This window comes from Acinetobacter sp. YH18001, from assembly GCF_013416975.1.
Taxonomy (GTDB): domain Bacteria; phylum Pseudomonadota; class Gammaproteobacteria; order Pseudomonadales; family Moraxellaceae; genus Acinetobacter; species Acinetobacter pseudolwoffii.
Map to the genome: position 1 here is coordinate 66,325 of NZ_VPEU01000004.1, position 20,203 is coordinate 86,527.

Annotated in this window: 18 protein-coding genes and 5 tRNA genes; 15 read left to right on the plus strand and 8 right to left on the minus strand. The window is 45.6% G+C overall.

Annotation, left to right across the window (positions count from 1 at the left end):
* Nucleotide 1: 1 nt before the first annotated feature.
* Entirely contained in the window at nucleotides 2–1,804 is a 1,803-nt protein-coding gene (locus FTV48_RS02585; protein WP_179999305.1) for an ABC transporter ATP-binding protein, read from the minus strand.
* Between the two features lie 150 nt (nucleotides 1,805–1,954).
* Here FTV48_RS02585 and FTV48_RS02590 point away from each other — a divergent pair, with 150 nt between their 5' ends.
* Nucleotides 1,955–2,575, plus strand: coding sequence for an alpha-ketoglutarate-dependent dioxygenase AlkB (locus tag FTV48_RS02590; RefSeq protein ID WP_179999307.1), 621 nt, complete (start codon nucleotides 1,955–1,957; stop codon nucleotides 2,573–2,575).
* A gap of 62 nt (nucleotides 2,576–2,637) precedes the next feature.
* On the opposite strand, the gene ruvX is transcribed toward FTV48_RS02590, so the two are convergent.
* From ruvX to recN, 3 genes are all read right to left on the minus strand, one after another.
* Complete coding sequence (ruvX, locus tag FTV48_RS02595; protein ID WP_179999308.1) at nucleotides 2,638–3,081, minus strand: Holliday junction resolvase RuvX; 444 nt, start codon at nucleotides 3,079–3,081, stop codon at nucleotides 2,638–2,640.
* Entirely contained in the window at nucleotides 3,074–3,628 is a 555-nt protein-coding gene (locus FTV48_RS02600; protein ID WP_005094405.1) for a YqgE/AlgH family protein, read from the minus strand. The genes ruvX and FTV48_RS02600 overlap by 8 nt, the downstream gene beginning before the upstream one ends.
* A 113-nt stretch (nucleotides 3,629–3,741) precedes the next feature.
* Complete coding sequence (gene recN / locus FTV48_RS02605) at nucleotides 3,742–5,403, minus strand: DNA repair protein RecN (RefSeq protein ID WP_179999310.1); 1,662 nt, start codon at nucleotides 5,401–5,403, stop codon at nucleotides 3,742–3,744.
* Nucleotides 5,404–5,817: 414 nt separating this feature from the next.
* On the opposite strand from recN, the gene FTV48_RS02610 reads away from it, so the two are divergent.
* The 3 genes from FTV48_RS02610 (at nucleotide 5,818) to FTV48_RS02620 (ending at nucleotide 7,957) form a co-directional block, all read left to right on the plus strand.
* A complete protein-coding gene (locus FTV48_RS02610; RefSeq protein WP_004281089.1) occupies nucleotides 5,818–6,141 on the plus strand; it encodes a pyrimidine/purine nucleoside phosphorylase in 324 nt (107 codons plus the stop codon).
* A gap of 136 nt (nucleotides 6,142–6,277) precedes the next feature.
* Nucleotides 6,278–7,027 (plus strand): 23S rRNA (guanosine(2251)-2'-O)-methyltransferase RlmB, encoded by a 750-nt coding sequence (rlmB, locus tag FTV48_RS02615; RefSeq protein ID WP_179999312.1) that lies wholly within the window; start codon nucleotides 6,278–6,280, stop codon nucleotides 7,025–7,027.
* Nucleotides 7,028–7,033: 6 nt separating this feature from the next.
* A complete protein-coding gene (locus tag FTV48_RS02620) occupies nucleotides 7,034–7,957 on the plus strand; it encodes a DMT family transporter (protein ID WP_005094400.1) in 924 nt (307 codons plus the stop codon).
* Between the two features lie 21 nt (nucleotides 7,958–7,978).
* Here the strand turns inward: FTV48_RS02620 and coaE are convergent, their stop codons facing one another.
* Genes coaE through pilB form a run of 4 tightly spaced genes read right to left on the minus strand, consistent with a single transcriptional unit; the run spans nucleotide 7,979 to nucleotide 12,413 of the window.
* Complete coding sequence (coaE, locus tag FTV48_RS02625) at nucleotides 7,979–8,578, minus strand: dephospho-CoA kinase (protein WP_074383651.1); 600 nt, start codon at nucleotides 8,576–8,578, stop codon at nucleotides 7,979–7,981.
* A 1-nt stretch (nucleotide 8,579) separates the two neighbouring features.
* Nucleotides 8,580–9,440, minus strand: coding sequence for an A24 family peptidase (locus FTV48_RS02630; RefSeq protein ID WP_179999314.1), 861 nt, complete (start codon nucleotides 9,438–9,440; stop codon nucleotides 8,580–8,582).
* Complete coding sequence (locus FTV48_RS02635; RefSeq protein ID WP_100329414.1) at nucleotides 9,440–10,669, minus strand: type II secretion system F family protein; 1,230 nt, start codon at nucleotides 10,667–10,669, stop codon at nucleotides 9,440–9,442. Before FTV48_RS02635 ends, FTV48_RS02630 begins: the two co-directional genes overlap by 1 nt.
* Before the next feature lie 31 nt (nucleotides 10,670–10,700).
* Nucleotides 10,701–12,413, minus strand: a complete 1,713-nt coding sequence (gene pilB, locus FTV48_RS02640; protein ID WP_005094394.1) for a type IV-A pilus assembly ATPase PilB — start codon at nucleotides 12,411–12,413, stop codon at nucleotides 10,701–10,703.
* Between the two features lie 277 nt (nucleotides 12,414–12,690).
* Between pilB and tpiA the strand changes: the two genes are divergently transcribed.
* The 11 genes from tpiA to FTV48_RS02695 all read left to right on the plus strand — a co-directional run bounded on the left by tpiA (nucleotide 12,691) and on the right by FTV48_RS02695 (nucleotide 20,168).
* Nucleotides 12,691–13,482: a triose-phosphate isomerase gene (gene tpiA, locus FTV48_RS02645; RefSeq protein ID WP_005168944.1), complete on the plus strand. Its 792-nt coding sequence runs from the start codon at nucleotides 12,691–12,693 to the stop codon at nucleotides 13,480–13,482.
* Between the two features lie 13 nt (nucleotides 13,483–13,495).
* Nucleotides 13,496–13,825, plus strand: a complete 330-nt coding sequence (gene secG, locus FTV48_RS02650) for a preprotein translocase subunit SecG (RefSeq protein WP_005094388.1) — start codon at nucleotides 13,496–13,498, stop codon at nucleotides 13,823–13,825.
* Between the two features lie 53 nt (nucleotides 13,826–13,878).
* Nucleotides 13,879–13,963: transfer RNA gene (locus FTV48_RS02655), tRNA-Leu, on the plus strand.
* A gap of 53 nt (nucleotides 13,964–14,016) precedes the next feature.
* Nucleotides 14,017–14,093: transfer RNA gene (locus FTV48_RS02660), tRNA-Met, on the plus strand.
* An 80-nt stretch (nucleotides 14,094–14,173) separates the two neighbouring features.
* Nucleotides 14,174–14,250: transfer RNA gene (locus FTV48_RS02665), tRNA-Met, on the plus strand.
* 67 nt (nucleotides 14,251–14,317) lie between these two features.
* A tRNA-Met gene (locus tag FTV48_RS02670) sits at nucleotides 14,318–14,394 on the plus strand.
* Nucleotides 14,395–14,698: 304 nt separating this feature from the next.
* Nucleotides 14,699–14,775: transfer RNA gene (locus tag FTV48_RS02675), tRNA-Met, on the plus strand.
* 223 nt (nucleotides 14,776–14,998) lie between these two features.
* Entirely contained in the window at nucleotides 14,999–15,523 is a 525-nt protein-coding gene (gene rimP, locus FTV48_RS02680; RefSeq protein WP_005094386.1) for a ribosome maturation factor RimP, read from the plus strand.
* Nucleotides 15,524–15,557: 34 nt separating this feature from the next.
* Complete coding sequence (gene nusA / locus FTV48_RS02685; RefSeq protein WP_005094384.1) at nucleotides 15,558–17,042, plus strand: transcription termination factor NusA; 1,485 nt, start codon at nucleotides 15,558–15,560, stop codon at nucleotides 17,040–17,042.
* Nucleotides 17,043–17,052: 10 nt separating this feature from the next.
* Nucleotides 17,053–19,764 (plus strand): translation initiation factor IF-2, encoded by a 2,712-nt coding sequence (gene infB / locus FTV48_RS02690; protein ID WP_005094383.1) that lies wholly within the window; start codon nucleotides 17,053–17,055, stop codon nucleotides 19,762–19,764.
* Nucleotides 19,764–20,168: a ribosome-binding factor A gene (locus FTV48_RS02695; RefSeq protein WP_005094380.1), complete on the plus strand. Its 405-nt coding sequence runs from the start codon at nucleotides 19,764–19,766 to the stop codon at nucleotides 20,166–20,168. The genes infB and FTV48_RS02695 overlap by 1 nt, the downstream gene beginning before the upstream one ends.
* Nucleotides 20,169–20,203 lie beyond the last annotated feature (35 nt).

A 20,203-nucleotide genomic window follows, 5' to 3' on the forward strand; every position in this document is an offset into this window, starting at 1 on the left:
CCTAACCATGGGTTTCTTCCTCGGCATCATCCTCAAAAGTCTTGGCGATTTTTTCAATATTCAGGCTCTTGGCCATGGCATCAAAAATTTCCTTATACACGCCTTGCTGATGATAAAGCTGAGCGTGCTCACCATGTTCGGCAATCCTTCCCTCTTTCATCACATAGGTATAATCCGCGTCAATAATTTGCGACAGGCTATGTGAAATGATGATCACGGTACGGCCTTGCTTGATTTGATCCAGACTTTGCTTGATCTGTTCGGTGGCGATGGCATCCAGACTCGCCGTCGGTTCATCCAGAAAAATAATCGGTGGGTTTTTCAGGAACATCCGCGCCAAGGCAATGCGTTGCTGCTGTCCGCCAGACAGCATGAGGGCATCACTATCATAGCCATCCGGTAACTGTAAAATCTGCGCATGAATCGAGGCTTTTTCTGCCGCCTCAATGACATCGTCCATTGAAGCTGTAATTTTGCCATAACGGATATTCTCAAAAATGGTGCCTTGAAAAATATGATTTTTCTGCAACACCAGACCAATATGATCACGCAAAAATTGGGTGTCATAGTCTTTCAGGTCAATGCCATCCAGTTTAATCTGGCCTTGTTGCGGCTCATAAAATTTATCCAGCAGGCTGATCAGGGTAGATTTCCCCGCACCGGATAAGCCGACCAAGGCGGTAATTTTATTGGGACGAATTTCCATATCAATATCTTTCAGGGCATGGTGGCCGTTTGGATAATAAAAATTCACGCCACTCAGTTCAAATTTTCCTTGGACAATCGGTTTCTGCTGACCGCTTTGTTCAATTTCATCATCGGCTTCCAGAATCTTGAAAAAGCTTTCTGAATAGATCATGGCATCATTCACTTCATCATAAATCCGGTGCAGTGAGCGAATCGGGGCGGAGACATTATTAAACAGCAGCACATGAAACATGATCATGCCGATACTCATCTGGCCATCCAGCACAAAATAAGAGGTCAGAATAATAATCAGCACAATGCCGATCTGTTCAAGGAACGTTTTCAGACCATCAAACAGGAAACTGGTCTGACGGGTTTTCATCTGGTTGTCGGTCAGTTCGCGTTGCAATCCTAACTGCTTTTCCGACTCAATCGCTTCCCGGTTAAAGGATTTGATCACGGTAATTGAATTAATAATACTGAGAATACCCTGACTCTTTTTCTCGCGGCCATCTCTTAAACTGCGGCGCCAACCACCGAGCTTTTGTGCCTGTTTATAGGTCAGCCAGAAATAGATCGGGACAATGGCGGTGGCCACCAGACCGACATATATATTGGCATAGTACATCAGGCCCAAAGCCACAATCGCGCTGGTAAATAACGGTAAAATATCAATAAAGAAGATCTGTACCAGACGGGTCAGTGAGCCGATACCACGATCAATTCGGGTCTGTAATTTTCCGGCCTGATTATTTTCCTGATTAAAAAATTCCAGACGATATTTTAAGAATTTTTCAATAATTCCTTGGGCCAGATCCTGAGAAACAAAAATCCGTAGCTTTTCTCCATAAAACTTCTGGCCGAACTGGACAAAGGCATTGATAATCTCTTTACCGAGCAAGATCGCTGAAATCGTAATCAGAATATGCCAGCCTTGCTCCAGTCCCTGACCTTGTTCCAGCAGCGCATTGATACTATCGACTGCATATTGCAGGGTTAGCGCATTGACCTGTGCGGTAAAGGAGCCGATCAGGGTCAAAATCAGCGTGGCAATGACCAGCACCCGATAGGGCTGAACAAAAGGACGAAGTTTCTGAAACAGCTGCCATAAGTTCATAAAGGATTATTTTTATTGTGAAAGTTAAATTCAGTTTAGGCAGGAACAGGACAAGTCACAAGAGCAAATCTTGTAGTCATTTGTGAAATCCGGTTGTACTTTTTCAAAGTCAATGTCAGTATTTTTAGTAAGATACTGGGTCTAATTGAGATGACTTTAGATTTATTTGCGCCCCAACCTGAAACGAATATCTTACCCTTTGATGGGGTGGTGGAGGACTATGGTCTGATTCTGGAGCAGGCACAAAGCCAGCAGTATTTGCAGTATTTTCTGAGCCAGTTGGCCTGGCAACATGATGAAGTACGGTTGTTCGGCAAGCACTATATCACAGCACGCAAGGTGGTCTGGTATGGCGATGCACACTATCAATATCGCTATTCGGGGACGCTCAAGCAAGCTCAGCTGTGGACCCCGGGATTATTGCGTTTAAAGCAGCATATTGAACAGCTGGTGGGTCATCCCTTTAATTCCTGTCTAGCCAATTTATATGAAGATGGTTCACAAGGCTTGGGCTGGCATAGCGATGATGAGCCTGCTTTATATACAGGAAGTTCTCGGGAAAATGTCATTGCTTCTCTGAGTCTGGGCGTGACCCGTAAAATGAGTTTTAAACATAAAACCCACGGGGATAAAGTCGAGTTGCTGTTACACAGTGGCCAACTGATTGTGATGCGCGGCCAGACCCAGCAGCACTGGAAACACAGCATTGGTAAAAGCAGCAAAGTTTTGACACCCAGAATTAATCTGACCTTTCGTTATTTTTACCCTTAAATCATGTTTTTAGGCATAAAAAGCATCTCAAAGGATGCTTTTTTTAAAATTTCACCAGCAGTTTAAGGGGTGATTCCGGCAGGATGGCGATACCAGCTTTCAATCAATAAGGCTGCGGCGATACTGTCCGCAGACAACTTTTTGCCGCGACCTTGCGCCTGATAATGATCCAGCTCATCGCGTGCTTCACGGGTGGTCAGACGCTCATCGACCATCAAGGTTGCAATATTGGTCTGGTGCCGTAAACGGCGCGCAAATTTACGTGCCCGTGTCGAAAGCTCCGATTCACTATCATCCATATTCAGTGGCAAACCGACCAGAAATAAATTCGGTTGATGACTTTTTACTATTTTGAGCAGTTCATCCCAGTTCGGAATACCGTCTTTCATGGGAAATAAAGGTAGGGGGCTGGCACTTGCAATCAGGGATTGACCCACCGCCATTCCCATTTTTTGTGTACCAAAATCAAACGCCATAATGGTTTGTGGCGTGTTTACATCAGGCATGTCCAATCTCGGAAGATAACCAGTTGCGGTCGACGCCCATCTTTTTATAGGCAGCATCCCAACGGTCGTTATAAGGTAAGTTAAAAATCAGATCCATATCAGAATCACAAATCAGCCAGTCACCGCGGGCAATTTCCTGTTCTAGCTGGTGTTTGCCCCAACTGGCATAGCCGAGTGCGATCTGATAGCGACCCACACCTTCATTATGCGCAATTGCATCTAGAATATCTTTGGAGGTGGTGATACAGACATTTTCACCCACTGCAATAGAGGAATGCCAGGTCGGCTGACCGGTATGCAGCACAAAGCCGGCCTCAGGGCGTAAAGGGCCACCTTGCAAGACTTCATGTGGATTGACATTGTCTGCTTCAATATCAAGATCATTCAGCAATTCTTTAATTTGAATACCGGCAGGGCGATTGATGATGATGCCTTGTGCACCATCTTCATCATGGCGAGCCAGATAGATCACCGTCTGGGCAAAAAAATCATCATCCGCATGTGGCGGCGCAATCAGACAACGATGTGTCAGAAACTGTTTGGTCACCTGAGCAGTTCTCCTTAAAATCAATTTCTTCGCAAAGAAATCGTATGATCCTAACCGCTACGTTACTCGAGCTTTATGGATTTACCAACTTTTATTTGTCTGGATTGTGATATTTAAACCTGCTGAAATTTCAACTGACGTAACTGACGGGCATGTTGTAAAGTCGTTTCACTGATTTCAACACCACCGGTCATGCGCGCGAGTTCATCAATACGTGCATCTTCTTGCAAACTCAGAATGGTGCTGCTGGCCGGGTCGGTTTGCTGCTTTTTCACGAGTAAATGCTGGTCAGATTGTGCGGCCACTTGTGCCTGATGGGTAATACACAGAATCTGTACATGCTGGGCCAAACCTGCCAATAAACGCCCGACAATCTCTGCTGTACCGCCACTGATCCCGACATCAATTTCGTCAAAGACCAGTACTTCGGCTTCGGTTTTTTCTGCATTCATGACCTGCATCACCAGTGCAATACGCGACAGCTCACCACCTGATGCCACGCGAGCCAGGGGTTGTGCTGGAATGCCTTTATTGGCAGTAAATAGGAGTTGAATAAAGCTGAGGCCTTCACTCGATGGCTGTTCCAAAGCTTCAAACTTAAACTCGAAATGGGCTTCTGGTAGTGCCAGTTGTTTAACCTGTTCTGTGAGCTGCTTGGCCAGAGGTGCTGCGGCTTCACGGCGAATCTGTTCCAGATGTTGGGCTTTCTCCAGAAAATCCTGATAAGAGACTGCAACCTGTTCAGCCAGTGTTTCCGGGTCTTCCAGTTGATGCAGCTGTTCTAATTCGGTTTGCCAGGTTTCATATTCTGCCTTGAGCAATTCCGGTTGAGTACGATATTTACGAGCCAGACGGTGGAAAACCTCTAAAGTTGAATTCAGTTCTTCCATGCGTTCCGGGTCAAAACTCTGACGATCCATAAACTGACGTAAATTCGCCGCAGCATCTTCAAGTTCGCTTTGTGCATTTAATAAGGAATTATAAATTCCGGAAAGCTGCTCACTACGACCGGCATGCGATTCGACCCGACGCATAATTGATGCGAGTTCCTGGGTCATGTTCTGTTCAGCCTCATCGAGTACATTCAGGCTATAGACACAATCCTGCATGATCGCTTCATGATGGGAAAGCCGGTCAAATTCCTGCTCAATCTCCTGATAATCAGTCTGAACGATGTCTTCCAGTTCTTCCAGTTGCAGCTCAAGGGTTTCGATACGCTGTTTACGGGTGGTTTGTGCATCCAGTGCTGCCTGATGCTGGCGGATATTTTTCTGCCAGGTACTGTAAGCATCCCGTACCGCTTGCGCCGGCGCATAAAAATGATAATAACGATCCAGCCAATGCTTCGGATAAGGGGGTTCGAGTAGTTGTTGCTGACTGTGCTGGCTATAGAGTTGAACCAGTAAACGTCCAATTTCTTTTAGTTCGGACAGGCTGCTCGGTCGTCCATTGATCCAGGCTTTGCTGCGACCGGTGGCAAAAATTACCCGGCGTAAATGGATTTCACCTGATTCATCATCCAGCTCATGTTCTTTTAACCACGCGGCTTCAGGACTATGTTCCTGATAGCTAAAGCTTGCAGTCACATCGGCTTTTTCGGAACCATAACGCACATAATTGGTATCGGTTCGCTCACCCAGACAGGCAGACAAGGCATCTAACAAGAGGGATTTACCTGCACCGGTTTCACCGGTTAAAACGTTAAAACCTTTATCAATATCAATAGCAAGGTGCTCAGCTAAAGCAAAATTGATCAGAGTTAAATGTGTCAGCATAAACGCATCCGGGCTGCGAAAAGTTTGAGTGAAATAGCCTGATGTTGGATTGGGGTCACAACACGGCTGTGATTATAAATCAGGATGAATCAATTTCATTCTATCTTAAATTTTAGCGATTCATATATGCTTATTTCACTGTATTTTCGAAAGAAGCTGACTCAAAAGCCGGCAAATTCACTGCTTGTTTTCATAGTTTTGACATTGTCAAAGTTTAAGCTAGAAACCAAATCTGGCGGGCTGAATATACCATCAAGCCAGTAAACAAGCGGCCAGAATACCCCTTTCGCAACAGGCATTCAGGCGAGATAGAATATTTCACCGCTGCCGACAAACTTCGATTGATTAGTTGAGAGTGCACATTTAAACTACAGCAATCAAAATATTACAAAATGCTTTATCTGGAGAAATCGCATGTCAGCTCAGTTTGATCATGTATCTGTACTTAAAAAATCAAATGTATATTTCGGCGGTTTATGTATCAGCCATATTGTTCAATTTGAAGATGGCACCAAAAAGACTTTGGGGGTCATTTTACCATCAGAAAATGCCTTAACCTTTGAAACGCATGTGCCTGAGCGCATGGAAATTGTTTCAGGTGAATGTCGTGTTCAGATCGGAGATAGCGAAGAAAGTGAGCTGTTCCGTGCAGGCCAGTCCTTCTATGTGCCGGGTAATAGCCGTTTTAAAATCGAAACCGATGATGTGCTGGACTATGTCTGCCATTTTGAAGGTTAAGTACAGCGCAAGATCAGTGCAAACCGGGCAAGAAATTTCAGTGCGAATCGGTTAAACTAATCATTCTATAGAAATCCTGTGAAGTCAGCTTTACGGGATTTTTCTTTTATATATAAATTTAATTTAGAGGTCGTTCATGGCAAAACCTGAATATTTTTATGGCGTACATTCAGTGGAGTCATTGTTAGAGCTTGAGCCTGAACGTGTCTTGACATTATTCACTCTCAAAGGACGCGATGATCAGCGTTTAAAACGTGTACTGGAACTGGCTGAACCGTTTGGCATCAGTGTGCAGCAAGCCAGCCGTGACAAACTGGAAAAATTGGCCGGTCAACCCTTTCATCAGGGTGTTGTAGCAGCCGTTCGTGCCCATCCGGTCTTGAATGAAAAAGATCTTGAGACATTATTGAGCGCAAATCCGCAAGCCTTGTTATTGGCCCTTGATCATATTACCGATCCACACAACCTCGGAGCATGTGTGCGTACCGCCGCTGCGATGGGTGTTGAGGCGGTGATTGCACCACGTGATCGTTCTGCAAGCTTGACTCCGACTGCACGTAAAGTGGCTGCCGGTGGTGCTGACAAAGTCAAATTTATTCAGGTGACTAATCTGGCGCGTACCTTGGGGCAAATCAAAGAAGACTTTAATGTGCGAGTCGTCGGTACCATGCTGGATGAAAAAGCGCTGCCGATTCAGGAGTTTGATTTCACCGGTACTGGTGTCTGTGTGGTGATGGGTGCGGAAGATACCGGTCTACGTCCAATTACACAAAGCCAATGCGATCAGACGGTGTATATCCCGATGGAGGGTAATCTGCAAAGCCTGAATGTCAGTGTTGCAACAGGTATGGCACTGTATGAAGCTTGCCGCCAGCGTAACCTGTAATTGATGATGGCATTGTCAGATCGTACACAGGGCTATGTCTTTCTACTGACGACTATGTGTATCTGGGGCGGTTTTACTTTAACCGCCCGTCTGAATGCGCTTTGGAACATCAGTGCCTGGGATATCGTGGCTCTGCGGTTTTCTCTGGCTTTTCTGATTCTGATGCCGATCTTGCTCTATCGCAAGGAGGCGGCTTTTTTACTGAAAAAAGAACCCTTTATTCTGGCCATGATTGGCGGAGTAATTTACTGTCTGTTTGCCTATAGCGCCTTTCATTATGCGCCTACCGCCCATGCCGCGATTTTCTTGAATGGCTGTATTCCGATTTGTACTGCCATCATGGCTTTTTTCCTGATGGGGCAGGCTTTTGATAAGCATACCTGGGCCAGTCTGATTATTATGATTGCGGTGCTCTGTATCATGAGTCTGTTGATGTATCAGGAAACCGGAGTGGCATTCGGGGCAGGGGATGGGCTATTTTTTATCAGTGCAATACTCTGGGCAATTTTTACCGTGTTATTGCGGAAATATCAGTTAACTGCATGGCAGGCAATGAGCGGTGTCGCGATCTGGTCAGCAGTGGTTTACGTACCTGTTTATCTGCTGTTTTTACCCAAAAATTTGAGTGTGCCAGAACCCCAGCACTTATTGTTTCAAACCATCTTTCATGGGGTTTTTGTGGTAATTATTGCCACTTTAAGCTATGTCGAAGCAATCAAGCGTCTCGGTGCATTTAAAGCCGGTAGCATTACCAATCTTGCACCATTTATTGCTGCGATTCTGGCGGTGCCTTTATTAAATGAAGCGCTGAGCCTGGCGATGATCTGTGGCTTGGTGGGGATGGCAATTGGGGCCTTACAGCCTTGGCGCTGGATTGGCCGTAAAGATAGTTTAGAAGCACAACTTGCAGCACAGAAAAAGCAGTCTTAATCGGACTGCTTTTTTTATACCTCAGGCAGCTGCCATGTTTAAATATTTTTCATGCAATGGGCGGAGATGGGCATAAAGATGATCCAGATGACCATCATTCAGCACAATATCATCAGCCATGGCCTGTTTCTGTTCACGTGACATTTGTGCGGCAATAATGTTTCGGATTTGCTCAATATTTTGACCATCACGTTGTGAGGCACGTTCAATTTGCAATTCGATTGTGGCATCAATCAGTAAGCGATGTTGAGTGAGCTCATGTTGATTGGTCTCAAACAGGAGCGGTGAAACCAGAATGGCATAGGAACTTTGCGCAGCATCTAACTGCTGAATAATCGAAGTGCGAATTGCTGGATGAGTAATATTTTCCAGGGTTTTACGTGCTTCAGGAGACTGGAAAATATATTCGCGCAAGGCACGACGATTCAGTGAACCATCTTCAAGCAGTACCCAATCCCCAAAAGCCTGCTGAATTTGGGCGAGTGCAGGCTGGCCAATCTCGACCACTTCACGCGCCACCACATCGGCATCCACAACGACAATGCCTTGTGCTTCAAACCATTGACTGGCCGCAGACTTGCCACTACCAATCCCGCCGGTTAATCCGAGTATAAATTTCACTTTATTGACCTAAATACACTTTCATAATCTGCTCGCCCCACAGAAAAGCAATCCAGCCGGCAATCGCGATATAGGGACCAAAGGCAAAAGGCTGATTTTCCTTACGGACTTTCAGCAGGATAATCCCGATAATCGCACCCACTAAAGAAGAAAGGAGCACAATTAATGGTAATAGCAAAGGCCCCATCCAGGCACCCAAGGCGGCAAGCAATTTAAAATCGCCATAGCCCATACCTTCCTTGCCAGTGACAATTTTAAAGACATAATACACCACCCACAAACACAGGAAGCCAATGATATAGCCCCAGATGGCAGAACTCGGTGAGGTATAGAGGGCATAACTATTGACGCCCAGACCCAGCGCGGTCAGGGGTAGGGTATAACGGTCCGGCAATAACTGGGTGTCAAAATCAATAAAGGTCAGTGCAATTAAGACATAAGTCAGAATCAGGCCAAATAACATCTGGACAGTCGGACCAAAAACAGCCACCACCATCAGCGCACAGGCCGCGGTCAGAAGCTCAATAAATGGATAGCGGATACTGATGGGATTTTGACAGTTGCCGCACTTGCCGCGCAAGACCAGCCAGCTGATGACGGGAATATTCTGGTACCAGCGGATTGGCTGATGACATTTGGGGCAAGTCGAATCGGGTTTGCTTAAACTTAATTTGGTCTCATCAATAATTGGCTGTTCCGGATGCAGGAACATTTGGCAATCGGTACGCCATTCCTGCTCCATCATCTTGGGAGTGCGATAAATCACCACATTTAAGAAACTACCAATGCAGAGACTAAAAAGCCCAACTGCGCTATACAGCGCTGTTGGGTTTTGAATGAAATATTGAATAAGATCTTGCATTAAACCACAGAACCCATTTGGAAGATTGGAAGGTACATGGCAATCACCAGACCACCGACAAGTACACCGAGAACAGCCATGATCAAGGGCTCCATCATGGAAGTGAGACCGTCTACGGCATTGTCGACTTCATTTTCATAATGGGTAGCAACTTTATCCAGCATGGCATCTAACGCACCGGATTCCTCACCAATGGCGACCATTTGCACGGCCATAGATGGAAACTTGTTGGTCACCCGCATGGCAAACTGTAATTGCTGACCAGTGGCAACATCTTCGCGGATTTTCATGACGGCATCTTCATACACCACGTTATTGGTTGCGCCAGCAGTGGATTCCAGTGCATCAATCAAGGGTACACCGGCTGCAAAAGTGGTGGCCAAGGTACGGCTATAACGGGCAATAATCGCTTTATACACCAGATCACCGAAAATCGGTGCTTTAAGTGCTGCTTTATCCAGAAAATCGCGGAATTTTTTACTGCGTTTTTTTGCTTCCAGAAAAGCCGTAATGATGGCCCCAATGGCAATAATGAGCAGGAACCAATATTTTTGCATCCATTCCGACATATTGACTACCATTTTGGTAAAAGCCGGTAAGTCAGCACCAAATGAAGAGAATAAATCCTGGAAAACCGGGACCACTTTTACCATTAGAATAATCGTGACAATCAGCGCGACCACGACCACCGCAGCCGGGTACTTCATGGCTTTTTTAATTTTTTGCTTGAGCAGTTCACTTTTTTCCTTGTAGATCGCGACCCGATCCAGCATGGTTTCTAGCGCACCGGATTGTTCACCCGATTCGACCAGTGAACAAAATAGTTTATCGAAGTATTGCGGGTATTTACGCAGTGCACCGGCAAAGGTATTACCACCTTCCACCTCACCTTTAATCCCCAGAACGACTTCACGCATGGCTGGATTCTCCAGACCCTCTGCAACAATTTCAAAGCCTTGTACTAAAGGTACGCCGGCTTTCATCATGGTCGCGAGCTGTCGAGTAAAAATCGTAATATCCAGTGTGCTGACACGTTTTTTCATTAAGCCTTCGAGAATGTTTTTTTTCTTTTCCCGAATGGTCTTGATGCTGATGCCCTGTTTTCTGAGCGTCACTTTGGCCAGTGCCATGTTGCGCGCCGGCAATTCCCCCTTGATCTTTGCCCCTTTACGATCAATTCCTTCATAGCTGAAGATCGGCATCATCTGGCCTTTCTTTACTGCTGCCATACCTTTATCCTTATTTTAGATCAGCGCACGATCATTCGCTGGTGACACGATTGACTTCCTGTAAAGAAGTCACCCCCTGCATCACCTTGATTAAACCTGATCGGCGTAAATTGTTAAAACCTGCACGGGCAGAAGCATCGGCAATTTCAAGTGCATTGCCATCTTCCATAATAATTCTAGAAATTTCAGGCGTCACTTTCATGACTTCATAAACACCTACACGACCCTTATAGCCTTCGCGACATTCATTGCAACCTACCGGCTCATAGATCTGGAACTCTGGTTGCTGGAGATCTGCTTCGGTAAAACCCATTTCCAATAAACTCTGCTGTGGAATGTCGGCAGGTTTTTTACATTGTGAACACAGGCGACGTGCCAGTCGTTGTGCAATAACCAGATTCACTGAAGTGGCAATATTAAAAGACGGCACGCCCATATTGCGTAAACGGGTCAGGGTCTCAGGCGCACTGTTGGTATGCAGCGTTGACATCACCATATGACCGGTCTGTGCCGCTTTAATGGCAATTTCTGCAGTTTCCAGATCCCGGATCTCACCGACCATCACGATATCTGGATCTTGGCGTAAGAATGACTTCAAGGCAGCAGAGAAGGTCAGGCCGACTTTATTGTTGACGTTGACCTGGTTAATTCCTTGCAGGTTGATCTCGACCGGATCTTCCGCGGTGGAAATATTGGTATCTTCACGATTCAGGATGTTCAAACCGGTATAAAGTGAAACCGTTTTACCAGAACCCGTTGGCCCGGTAATCAGCAGCATGCCTTGCGGTTTATCCAGCGCCTGCATAAACAGTTCTTTTTGTTCCGGTTCATAACCGAGTGCATCGATCCCCAGCATCGCGCTAGATGGATCTAGAATACGCAGTACCAGTTTTTCGCCAAACAGGGTCGGTAATGAGTTGACACGGAAATCAATGGCTTTGTTCTTTGAGAGTTTCAGCTTGATACGGCCATCCTGAGGAACACGTTTTTCAGAAATGTCCATTTGCGACATGACTTTTAAACGTGAAGACAGGCGGGTTGCCAACTGCAGCGGCGGTGTTGCAATTTGGCGTAATACCCCATCGACCCGATAACGAACCCGGTAGATTTTTTCATAAGGTTCAAAATGCAGATCCGAAGCACCCATACGAATCGCATCGATTAATAATTTATTGATATATTTGACAATCGGTGCTTCTTCTTCACCTTTGTCTTTTTCATCTTCTTCTTTACTCGGATCAGATGAATCGAAATCTACATCCAGATCAAAGTCTTCATCAAACTCAAAAGTGCTTTCTTCGGTAAAATTCTGCTCGATCAGTTTTTCCAGTTTATTGTGTTCAACAATAATGGTTTCAATATTGAGCTTGGTTGAAAAGCGAACGGCATCAATCGCTTCAATATTGGTCGGATTACTGATGGCAATATATAAAATACTGGAATTTTTAAAAATTGGCAGGATGCGATGCTTGGTAATCAGCTTCTCATCAATGATATCCCGCAAAATTTGCGCAGGATCATAGGCACTGATATCAAACAGCGGCTCACCAAATTCGACTGAAATCGTTTCAGCAATAACGGTTGGGGAGAGCTGTTGCTGGTTAATCAGCTCCGCCACAATATCTATTTTTTCTTGCTTGGCATGTGCCAAAGCACTGCGCATATCTTCAGCCGAGATGACGCCTTCCTCGACCAAACGACGAATAAATCCGGTAAATCTTGGCGACCCCTGTAATGCTGTCATGCTATAAATGCCTATAAATCAAATTTTTTTAATTGCTATATTAAAATTATACGTTTGTTACGTAAAAATACCATAGCTAAGAGTGCTGCTACCTTCCTCATATCCAGTAAAACTTTGAACTGGTTAGAAGAAGTTCCCATTTTTTTAAGTGATAACAAAAAACAACCATTTTGAATAGTCTAAACCTAGAATAAGTGATAAGAAAACTATTCTTTAAATTTTCCAATTCCGTGTAGAATGTGCCCAATTCGAAATATGTAAATAAAATAGGTTAATTATGTCAGTTTCGACGATTACCCCTTGGGTAATAGGTAACTGGAAAATGAATCCGCTGCAGGCAGATGCATTAACACTGGTACACGGTATTAAAAATTTACTGGAAACTGCACCAATCGCCGCAGATAAATGTCATATCGGTGTAGCCCCGATTGCCCTTGCCCTGACCCAGATTCGGACGGAACTGTCATCTGCGACTCGTCCTGTTTACACTGTAGCACAAGATGTTTCACGTATTTCAGGAACGGGGGCTTATACCGGTGAAGTGAGCGCTGAATTATTGCAAGACAGCCAGATTCATTATGTACTGATTGGTCATTCCGAGCGTCGTGAAGTTTTCGCAGAAAACGCAGAAGTTCTGAATGCCAAAATCAAGTATGCATTAACTGCCGGTTTAACGGTGATTTACTGTGTGGGTGAAAGCCTGGAACAACGTGAAGCAGGGCAGGCGGAAGCGGTCGTATTGCAACAGATTTGTGATATTGCAGCGGTAGTGGACGCTGAGCAATGGAAAAATATCGTGATTGCTTATGAACCGATCTGGGCAATTGGTACCGGTAAAACCGCCTCTCCTGAAGATGCGCAAGCCATGCATGCACAAATCCGTCAAGGTTTGAGCCAGATCACCGGCTATGGTGCAACCATGGCGATTTTATATGGTGGTAGTGTCAAGCCGGAAAATGCAGTAGAGTTAGCAGCCTGCCCGGATATCAATGGAGCACTGGTCGGTGGTGCATCACTCAATGCTGAGTCGTTCCATAAAATTGCTCACGCATTTGCAAATACACAATAATTAGGAGTTCAGCATGCAAACTTTTGTGCTGGTAGTACATATTATCTTAGCTGTTTTGATGATTGTCTTGATTTTGGTTCAGCATGGTAAAGGTGCAGATGCTGGTGCCTCTTTCGGTGGCGGTGGTGCGGCGACAGTATTCGGGGCATCGGGTTCCGGCAATTTTATGACCCGTTTGACTGCTATTTTAACGGCGCTATTTTTTGTGACCAGTTTGACTCTGGCTGTTTTGGCCAAGAAAGACAGCACAAATGCCTATAGTTTGGGAACGGTTCAATCTGCGCCGACCATGCCTGTGCAATCGAATGAAACTTCACCAACTGCACCAGAAACGACCGAATAGTTTTAATTAGTCCTTTCTTTTTTCCAGTGATGCGACTAGAATGCGTCACAGCTGCGGTGGTGGTGGAATTGGTAGACACGCTACCTTGAGGTGGTAGTGCTTTCGGGCGTGGGGGTTCAAGTCCCCCCTTCCGCACCAACTTATAATCCAGAAATTTAAGTTGGTGTATGCAGCTGAAAAACTTCTGTTGATGCGGGATGGAGCAGTCTGGTAGCTCGTCGGGCTCATAACCCGAAGGTCGTTGGTTCAAATCCAGCTCCCGCTACCAATCAATCCTTTTAAAAGACGCAAACTTTTAAGAGGCAGTTTAATAAGTTATTAAGCTGAGAAATATAATTTGCATGTTGTTGCGGGATGGAGCAGTCTGGTAGCTCGTCGGGCTCATAACCCGAAGGTCGTTGGTTCAAATCCAGCTCCCGCTACCAATCTTTTAAAGATGCAAACTTTAAAAGCAGTTTAAGTTTTTTAAGCTGAATGTTATTTGTACGCTGATGCGGGATGGAGCAGTCTGGTAGCTCGTCGGGCTCATAACCCGAAGGTCGTTGGTTCAAATCCAGCTCCCGCTACCATTTAAATAGTTTGGTAAACGTTATTTATAGATTTAGTTGATTGCTTGTCGGGCTCAACTCTCTATAAGCTAGCGAAGGTCGTTGGTTCAAATCCAGCTCCCGCTACCATTTAAATGGTTTGGTAAACGTTATTTATGGATTTAGTTGATTGCTTGTCGGGCTCAACTCTCTATAAACTGGCGAAGGTTGTTGGTTTACATCCAGCACCCACTACCATTTTTTCAGTCACAGATGACAAATATGCAGAATGATGCAGTTTTGATTGAAAAGCTCTCATCTTTTGTATATAATTTTTGCACGTTGATGCGGGATGGAGCAGTCTGGTAGCTCGTCGGGCTCATAACCCGAAGGTCGTTGGTTCAAATCCAGCTCCCGCTACCAAGTTTCTAAAAAGAGGCTCACAACAAGGTGGGCCTTTTTGCACAGTGGGATTTGAAAAAAAATCGCTATTGTGCTTAATTGGGGCGATTTACGCCCTTTTTTATTGGCTATCGTGTAGTGTCGACATTATTTGGTCACGTCTCCATGTTTCACTACTACTATAGTTTGTATTGGTTTGTAGTGGTCAAATAGATCATAAAATCGCACCAGATGACGAGAGTAAATGAAGCTATCAAATAAAACTCAAGCACTTCAGGACTTGATTGCACCGGCAGTTGAAGCCTGTAATGTAAACCTTTGGGGGATTGAGTTCCTGCCACAGGGTAAACGTTCGTTATTACGTATCTACATCGACAAACCGGTCGATGCAAGCGCTGAACCGGCCGTTAATGAAGACGGTGAAGAGGAACAGGGGCGTGGTATTGGTGTTCAGGATTGTGTGCGTGTAACGCAGCAAGTCGGCGCCATGCTGGATGTTCATGATCCGATCTCGGGTGAATATTCACTTGAAGTGTCTTCTCCAGGCTGGGATCGTCCATTCTTCCAGCTCGAACAGATGTCAGGCTATATTGGTCATAGCGTAGCATTACGTCTGATTAGTGCAGTAGATAACCGTCGTAAATTCCAGGCCAAACTGGTTGCAGTCGACTTAGACAATGAAATGATTCAAGTTGAAGTAGAAAAGCAACAGGTATTGGAGATCGACAGTCACAATATCGATAAAGCAAATTTGGTCTTCCAAGATTAATTGAATAAATAAAAATTTAACGAATAGGTGACGTATGGCACGTGAAATTCTGACCGTCGTTGAAACGGTTAGTAACGAAAAGGGTGTACCTCGTGAAGCAATTTTCGAAGCGCTTGAGCAAGCTTTAGTTGCGGCGACCAAGAAAAAATTCTACGAAGGAACTCGCTCTGAAGAAGCACGTTTACGTGTGGAAATTGATCGCAAAACAGGTGACTACCGTACTTTTCGTCAGTGGGAAGTAGTCGCTGACGAAGATCATGAAATGCCAGCGTGTCAGGATGCGATTTCTGATCTTGATCCTGCACAATGGTCAATTGGTGATATTCGTGAACTCGAAGTAGAATCGATTGATTTCGGTCGTATTGCAGCACAAATTGCCAAGCAAGTGATTGTACAGAAGATCCGTGAAGCAGAACGCGCACTTGTGGCCGATGCTTACGAATCTAAAGTCGGCGAGCTGATCTATGGTGAAGTGAAGAAACAAACCAAAGATGGTTTTATCATTGACTTGGGTGATAATGCTGAAGCATACCTTGCACGTGAAGAAATGATTCCGAAAGAAATTCTTCGTCCGAAGCAACGTATGAATGCGATTCTGTTCAATGTGAACCGTGAAGGTCGTGGTGCGCAACTCCAGTTGTCACGTGCCAAGCCGGATATGCTGATCGCATTGATGAAGAAAGAGATCCCTGAGATTTCTGAAGAAATTATTGAAATTAAAGCAGCAGCTCGTCAACCAGGCGTGCGTGCTAAAATTGCAGTAAAAACAAATGATCACCGTATTGATCCGGTTGGTGCATGTATTGGTATGCGTGGTACACGTATCCAGGCTGTTCAACAAGAATTGAACGGTGAGCGTATCGATGTCGTGGTATGGTCTGACGACCCTGCCCAGTACATCGCCAGCGCACTGGAACCAGCAGATGTATCGAGTATTGTCATCGATGAAGATGCCCGTACTGCAGACATCATCTTTGCAACGAGTGATCAATTGGCTCGTGCGATTGGTTCACAAGGTCAGAACGTTCGTCTGGCATCAGAATTGACTGGCTACAAGCTGGACATGATGCTGGAAGAGGAATACTACGCCCGTCAACAAAACGAAGCGCAACAGTATCTGGACATGTTTGTAACACGTCTGGATATCGCGGAAGATTTGGCGATGGCACTGGTAGAAATGGGCTTCACCTCGCTTGAAGAAATTGCTTATGTCCCTGCAGAAACGTTTGATGAAATCGAACTTGATGCTGAACTGGTTGAATTATTGCAAAGCCGTGCGAAAGAAATTGCACTTGCTGATGCATTACAACAGCAAGAGAATATACAAGCGCCAAGTGAAGAACTTGTTGCAATGGAAGGCATGACAGCAGAGATCGCGCAAGCTCTAGCAGCTCGTGGTGTGGTAACAGTTGACGATTTGGCAGATCAGGCGACCGACGATATCGAAGATATTGAAGGTTTGGGTGCTGAGAAAGCCGGTCAACTCATTATGAAAGCGCGCGAATCATGGTTTAACTAGGAGGTAGTATATGACGGACAAGTCGATTAAAGAGTTAGCCCTCAGCGTGGGTCGTCCAGTTGAGAAGCTCCTAGAGCAGGTTCGTGAGGCAGGTTTACCACAGCGTAAAGCTGACGATATTATTACCACCGAACAACAAGATAGCTTGATGAGCCATGTGAAGAAATCACAAGGTTCAGAAAGCCAAGCAGGGCAAATCACGTTGAAACGTAAAACAACCAGTACCGCAAAAGTTGCGAGTACTTCAGGTAAGGCGAAAACGATTAATGTAGAAGTTCGCAAGAAGCATACATTTGTTAAGCCTGATCCAGAACAGATCAAAGCAGAAGCATTGGCGAAAGCCAAGGCTGAACAACAGGCCAAAGCTGCGCCTGAGCAGAATACAGCACAAGCTGCTTCTTCTGCTGAAGCTCCGAAAACTGGCGTAAATAACGCGAGTAAAGCTCTAGAAGCGATGCGTGCTGCTGCAAAACAAACCAGCGACAAGCAAGAAGTTTCTAAAGCGGCAGTCGTGGTAAAACGCAAATCGACCAACAAGCCGATTGTAAAACAGGTTGTTAAACAAACTGAAACGGCTGAACAGAAAAAAGCACGTGAAGCTCAGGCAGCGCAATTAAAAGCGACTGAAGAAGCAGCACGTCGTAAAGCGGCTGAAGAAGCGCAGCAACGTACGCTTGAACAAATGCGTCAGATGGCGTCTAAGTACACCGCTGAAGATACAACAGCAACGATTCGTGTCGTAGATGATTCTCCGCTTGCTGCCGGTCTGGTGGGTCAGGCATATGAAGACTCATTTGCCAAAGAAGACCGCGAGATCAAACGTGGTACCAATACCCCAGCTGCACGTGCACCGAAAAAAGGTGGACGTCGTGGTCAGGAAGAGCAGAGCTTCAGCAAACAGCCTAAACGCGGTTTGAAAACCAGCCAGGGCAACAAGCACGGCTTCGAAAAACCTGTGAAGAAACAGGTTTACGATGTTGAAATTGGTGAAACCATTGTTGTGGCTGACCTGGCTGCGAAAATGGCGATCAAGGTTCGTGAAGTTATTAAATCTCTCATGAAAATGGGTGAGCTGGTTACTCAGAACCAAGCCATTGATCAGGAAATTGCAGCGTTAATCGTAGAAGAAATGGGTCATAACCCGGTATTGGTTTCTGATACGCAAGCTGAAGATAACTTGCTTGAAGCAGCTGAAGAAGCACGTGGTGCACAAACAACGCGCGCACCAGTGGTTACCATCATGGGCCATGTTGACCATGGTAAAACATCGCTTCTTGACCGTATCCGCCGTGCCAAAGTGGCGCAAGGCGAAGCAGGCGGTATTACCCAGCATATCGGTGCTTACCACGTTACAACCGACAAAGGTATTATTACCTTCCTTGATACTCCGGGACACGCAGCGTTTACTGCAATGCGTTCACGTGGTGCCAAAGCAACGGATATCGTGGTACTGGTTGTTGCAGCAGATGATGGTGTTATGCCACAAACTGCAGAAGCAATCGACCATGCACGTGCTGCAGGTACACCAATCATTGTTGCAATCAACAAGATGGATAAAGAATCTGCTGATCCAGATCGCGTATTGAACGAATTGACCACCAAACAGATCGTACCTGAACAATGGGGCGGTGATGTACCGGTTGCCATGGTTTCGGCGCATTCTGGTCAAGGTATCGATGAACTTCTAGACCTGATTTCGATCCAGGCTGAATTGCTTGAATTGAAAGCATCGGAAGAAGGTGCTGCACAAGGTGTGGTGATTGAAGCACGTGTAGACAACAGCCGTGGTGCGGTCACGTCTATTCTGGTTCAAAACGGTACCTTGAAAGTGGGTGACCTGGTTCTTGCTGGTTCATCTTATGGTCGCGTTCGTGCAATGACCGATGAAAATGGTCAGCGTATCAAATCTGCAGGTCCTTCAATTCCAGTGGAAATTTTGGGTCTTCCAGAAGCGCCAATGGCAGGTGACGAAGTTCTTGTTGTTAGCGATGAGAAAAAAGCACGTGAAGTTGCCGATGCACGTATGGATCGTGAACGTCAAAAACGTCTTGAGCGTCAATCTGCAATGCGTCTTGAAAACATCATGGCGTCTATGGGCAAGAAAGATGTGCCTATCGTGAACGTGGTGCTGAAAACTGACGTACGCGGTACACTGGAAGCCTTGCATGTTGCACTTGCTGAACTTGCAACGGATGAAGTAAAAGTACGTATTATTGGTTCGGGCGTTGGTGCAATCACCGAGTCTGACGTAACACTGGCTGAATCTTCAGAAGCAGTTCTACTTGGCTTTAACGTTCGTGCGGACAACACTGCGCGTCAAAAAGCCGATGCAGACAGCATCGACATTCGTTACTACTCAATTATCTATCAATTGATTGATGATGTGAAAGCAGCAATGAGCGGTAAGCTGGCACCTGAACATCGTGAAACGATTCTGGGTGTTGCACAAGTACGTGAAGTATTCCACTCAAGTAAATTCGGTGCGGCTGCGGGCTGTATGGTTCTTGAAGGCGTATTGCATCGTAACAAACCGATTCGCGTACTCCGTGATGACGTGGTGGTATTCCAAGGCGAGCTTGAATCTCTTCGTCGCTATAAAGAAGTGGTTGAAGAAGTTCGTGCCGGTATGGAATGTGGTCTTGCGGTGAAAGGTTATAAAGACATCAAAGCACTGGATAAGATCGAAGTGTACGATGTTCAACTGATTAAACGGAGTCTTTAATGGCGGGTAGTCAACGTCTGAAGCGTATGGCGGATACAGTACAACGCGAGTTGTCAGAACTGATCCGTCAGGAGCTGAAAGATCCACGCTTAGGTGGTCTGGTGACCATCTCTGCCGTGAAGGTGAGCCCGGACTTGGGATATGCGGAAGTTTATGTCACTGTTATGGGACGTGAGCTGGGCGATGAACAAAGTGAAGCGGCGAATAAAGAAACTTTAGAGGTGTTAAACAAAGCCTCTGGTTTTCTGCGTCACGAACTGAGCCGTCGTATCAAAACCCGTATTACACCTCGTCTACGTTTCCATTACGACAAGACCAATGCCTATGGTAACTATATGTTTGGTCTGATTGCTGAAGCTGTGAAGGACTTACCTGAAGCTGAAGCAAAAAAAGATGATGAATAAGTCTTAGGACAATAAAAAAGCCACCTTCGGGTGGC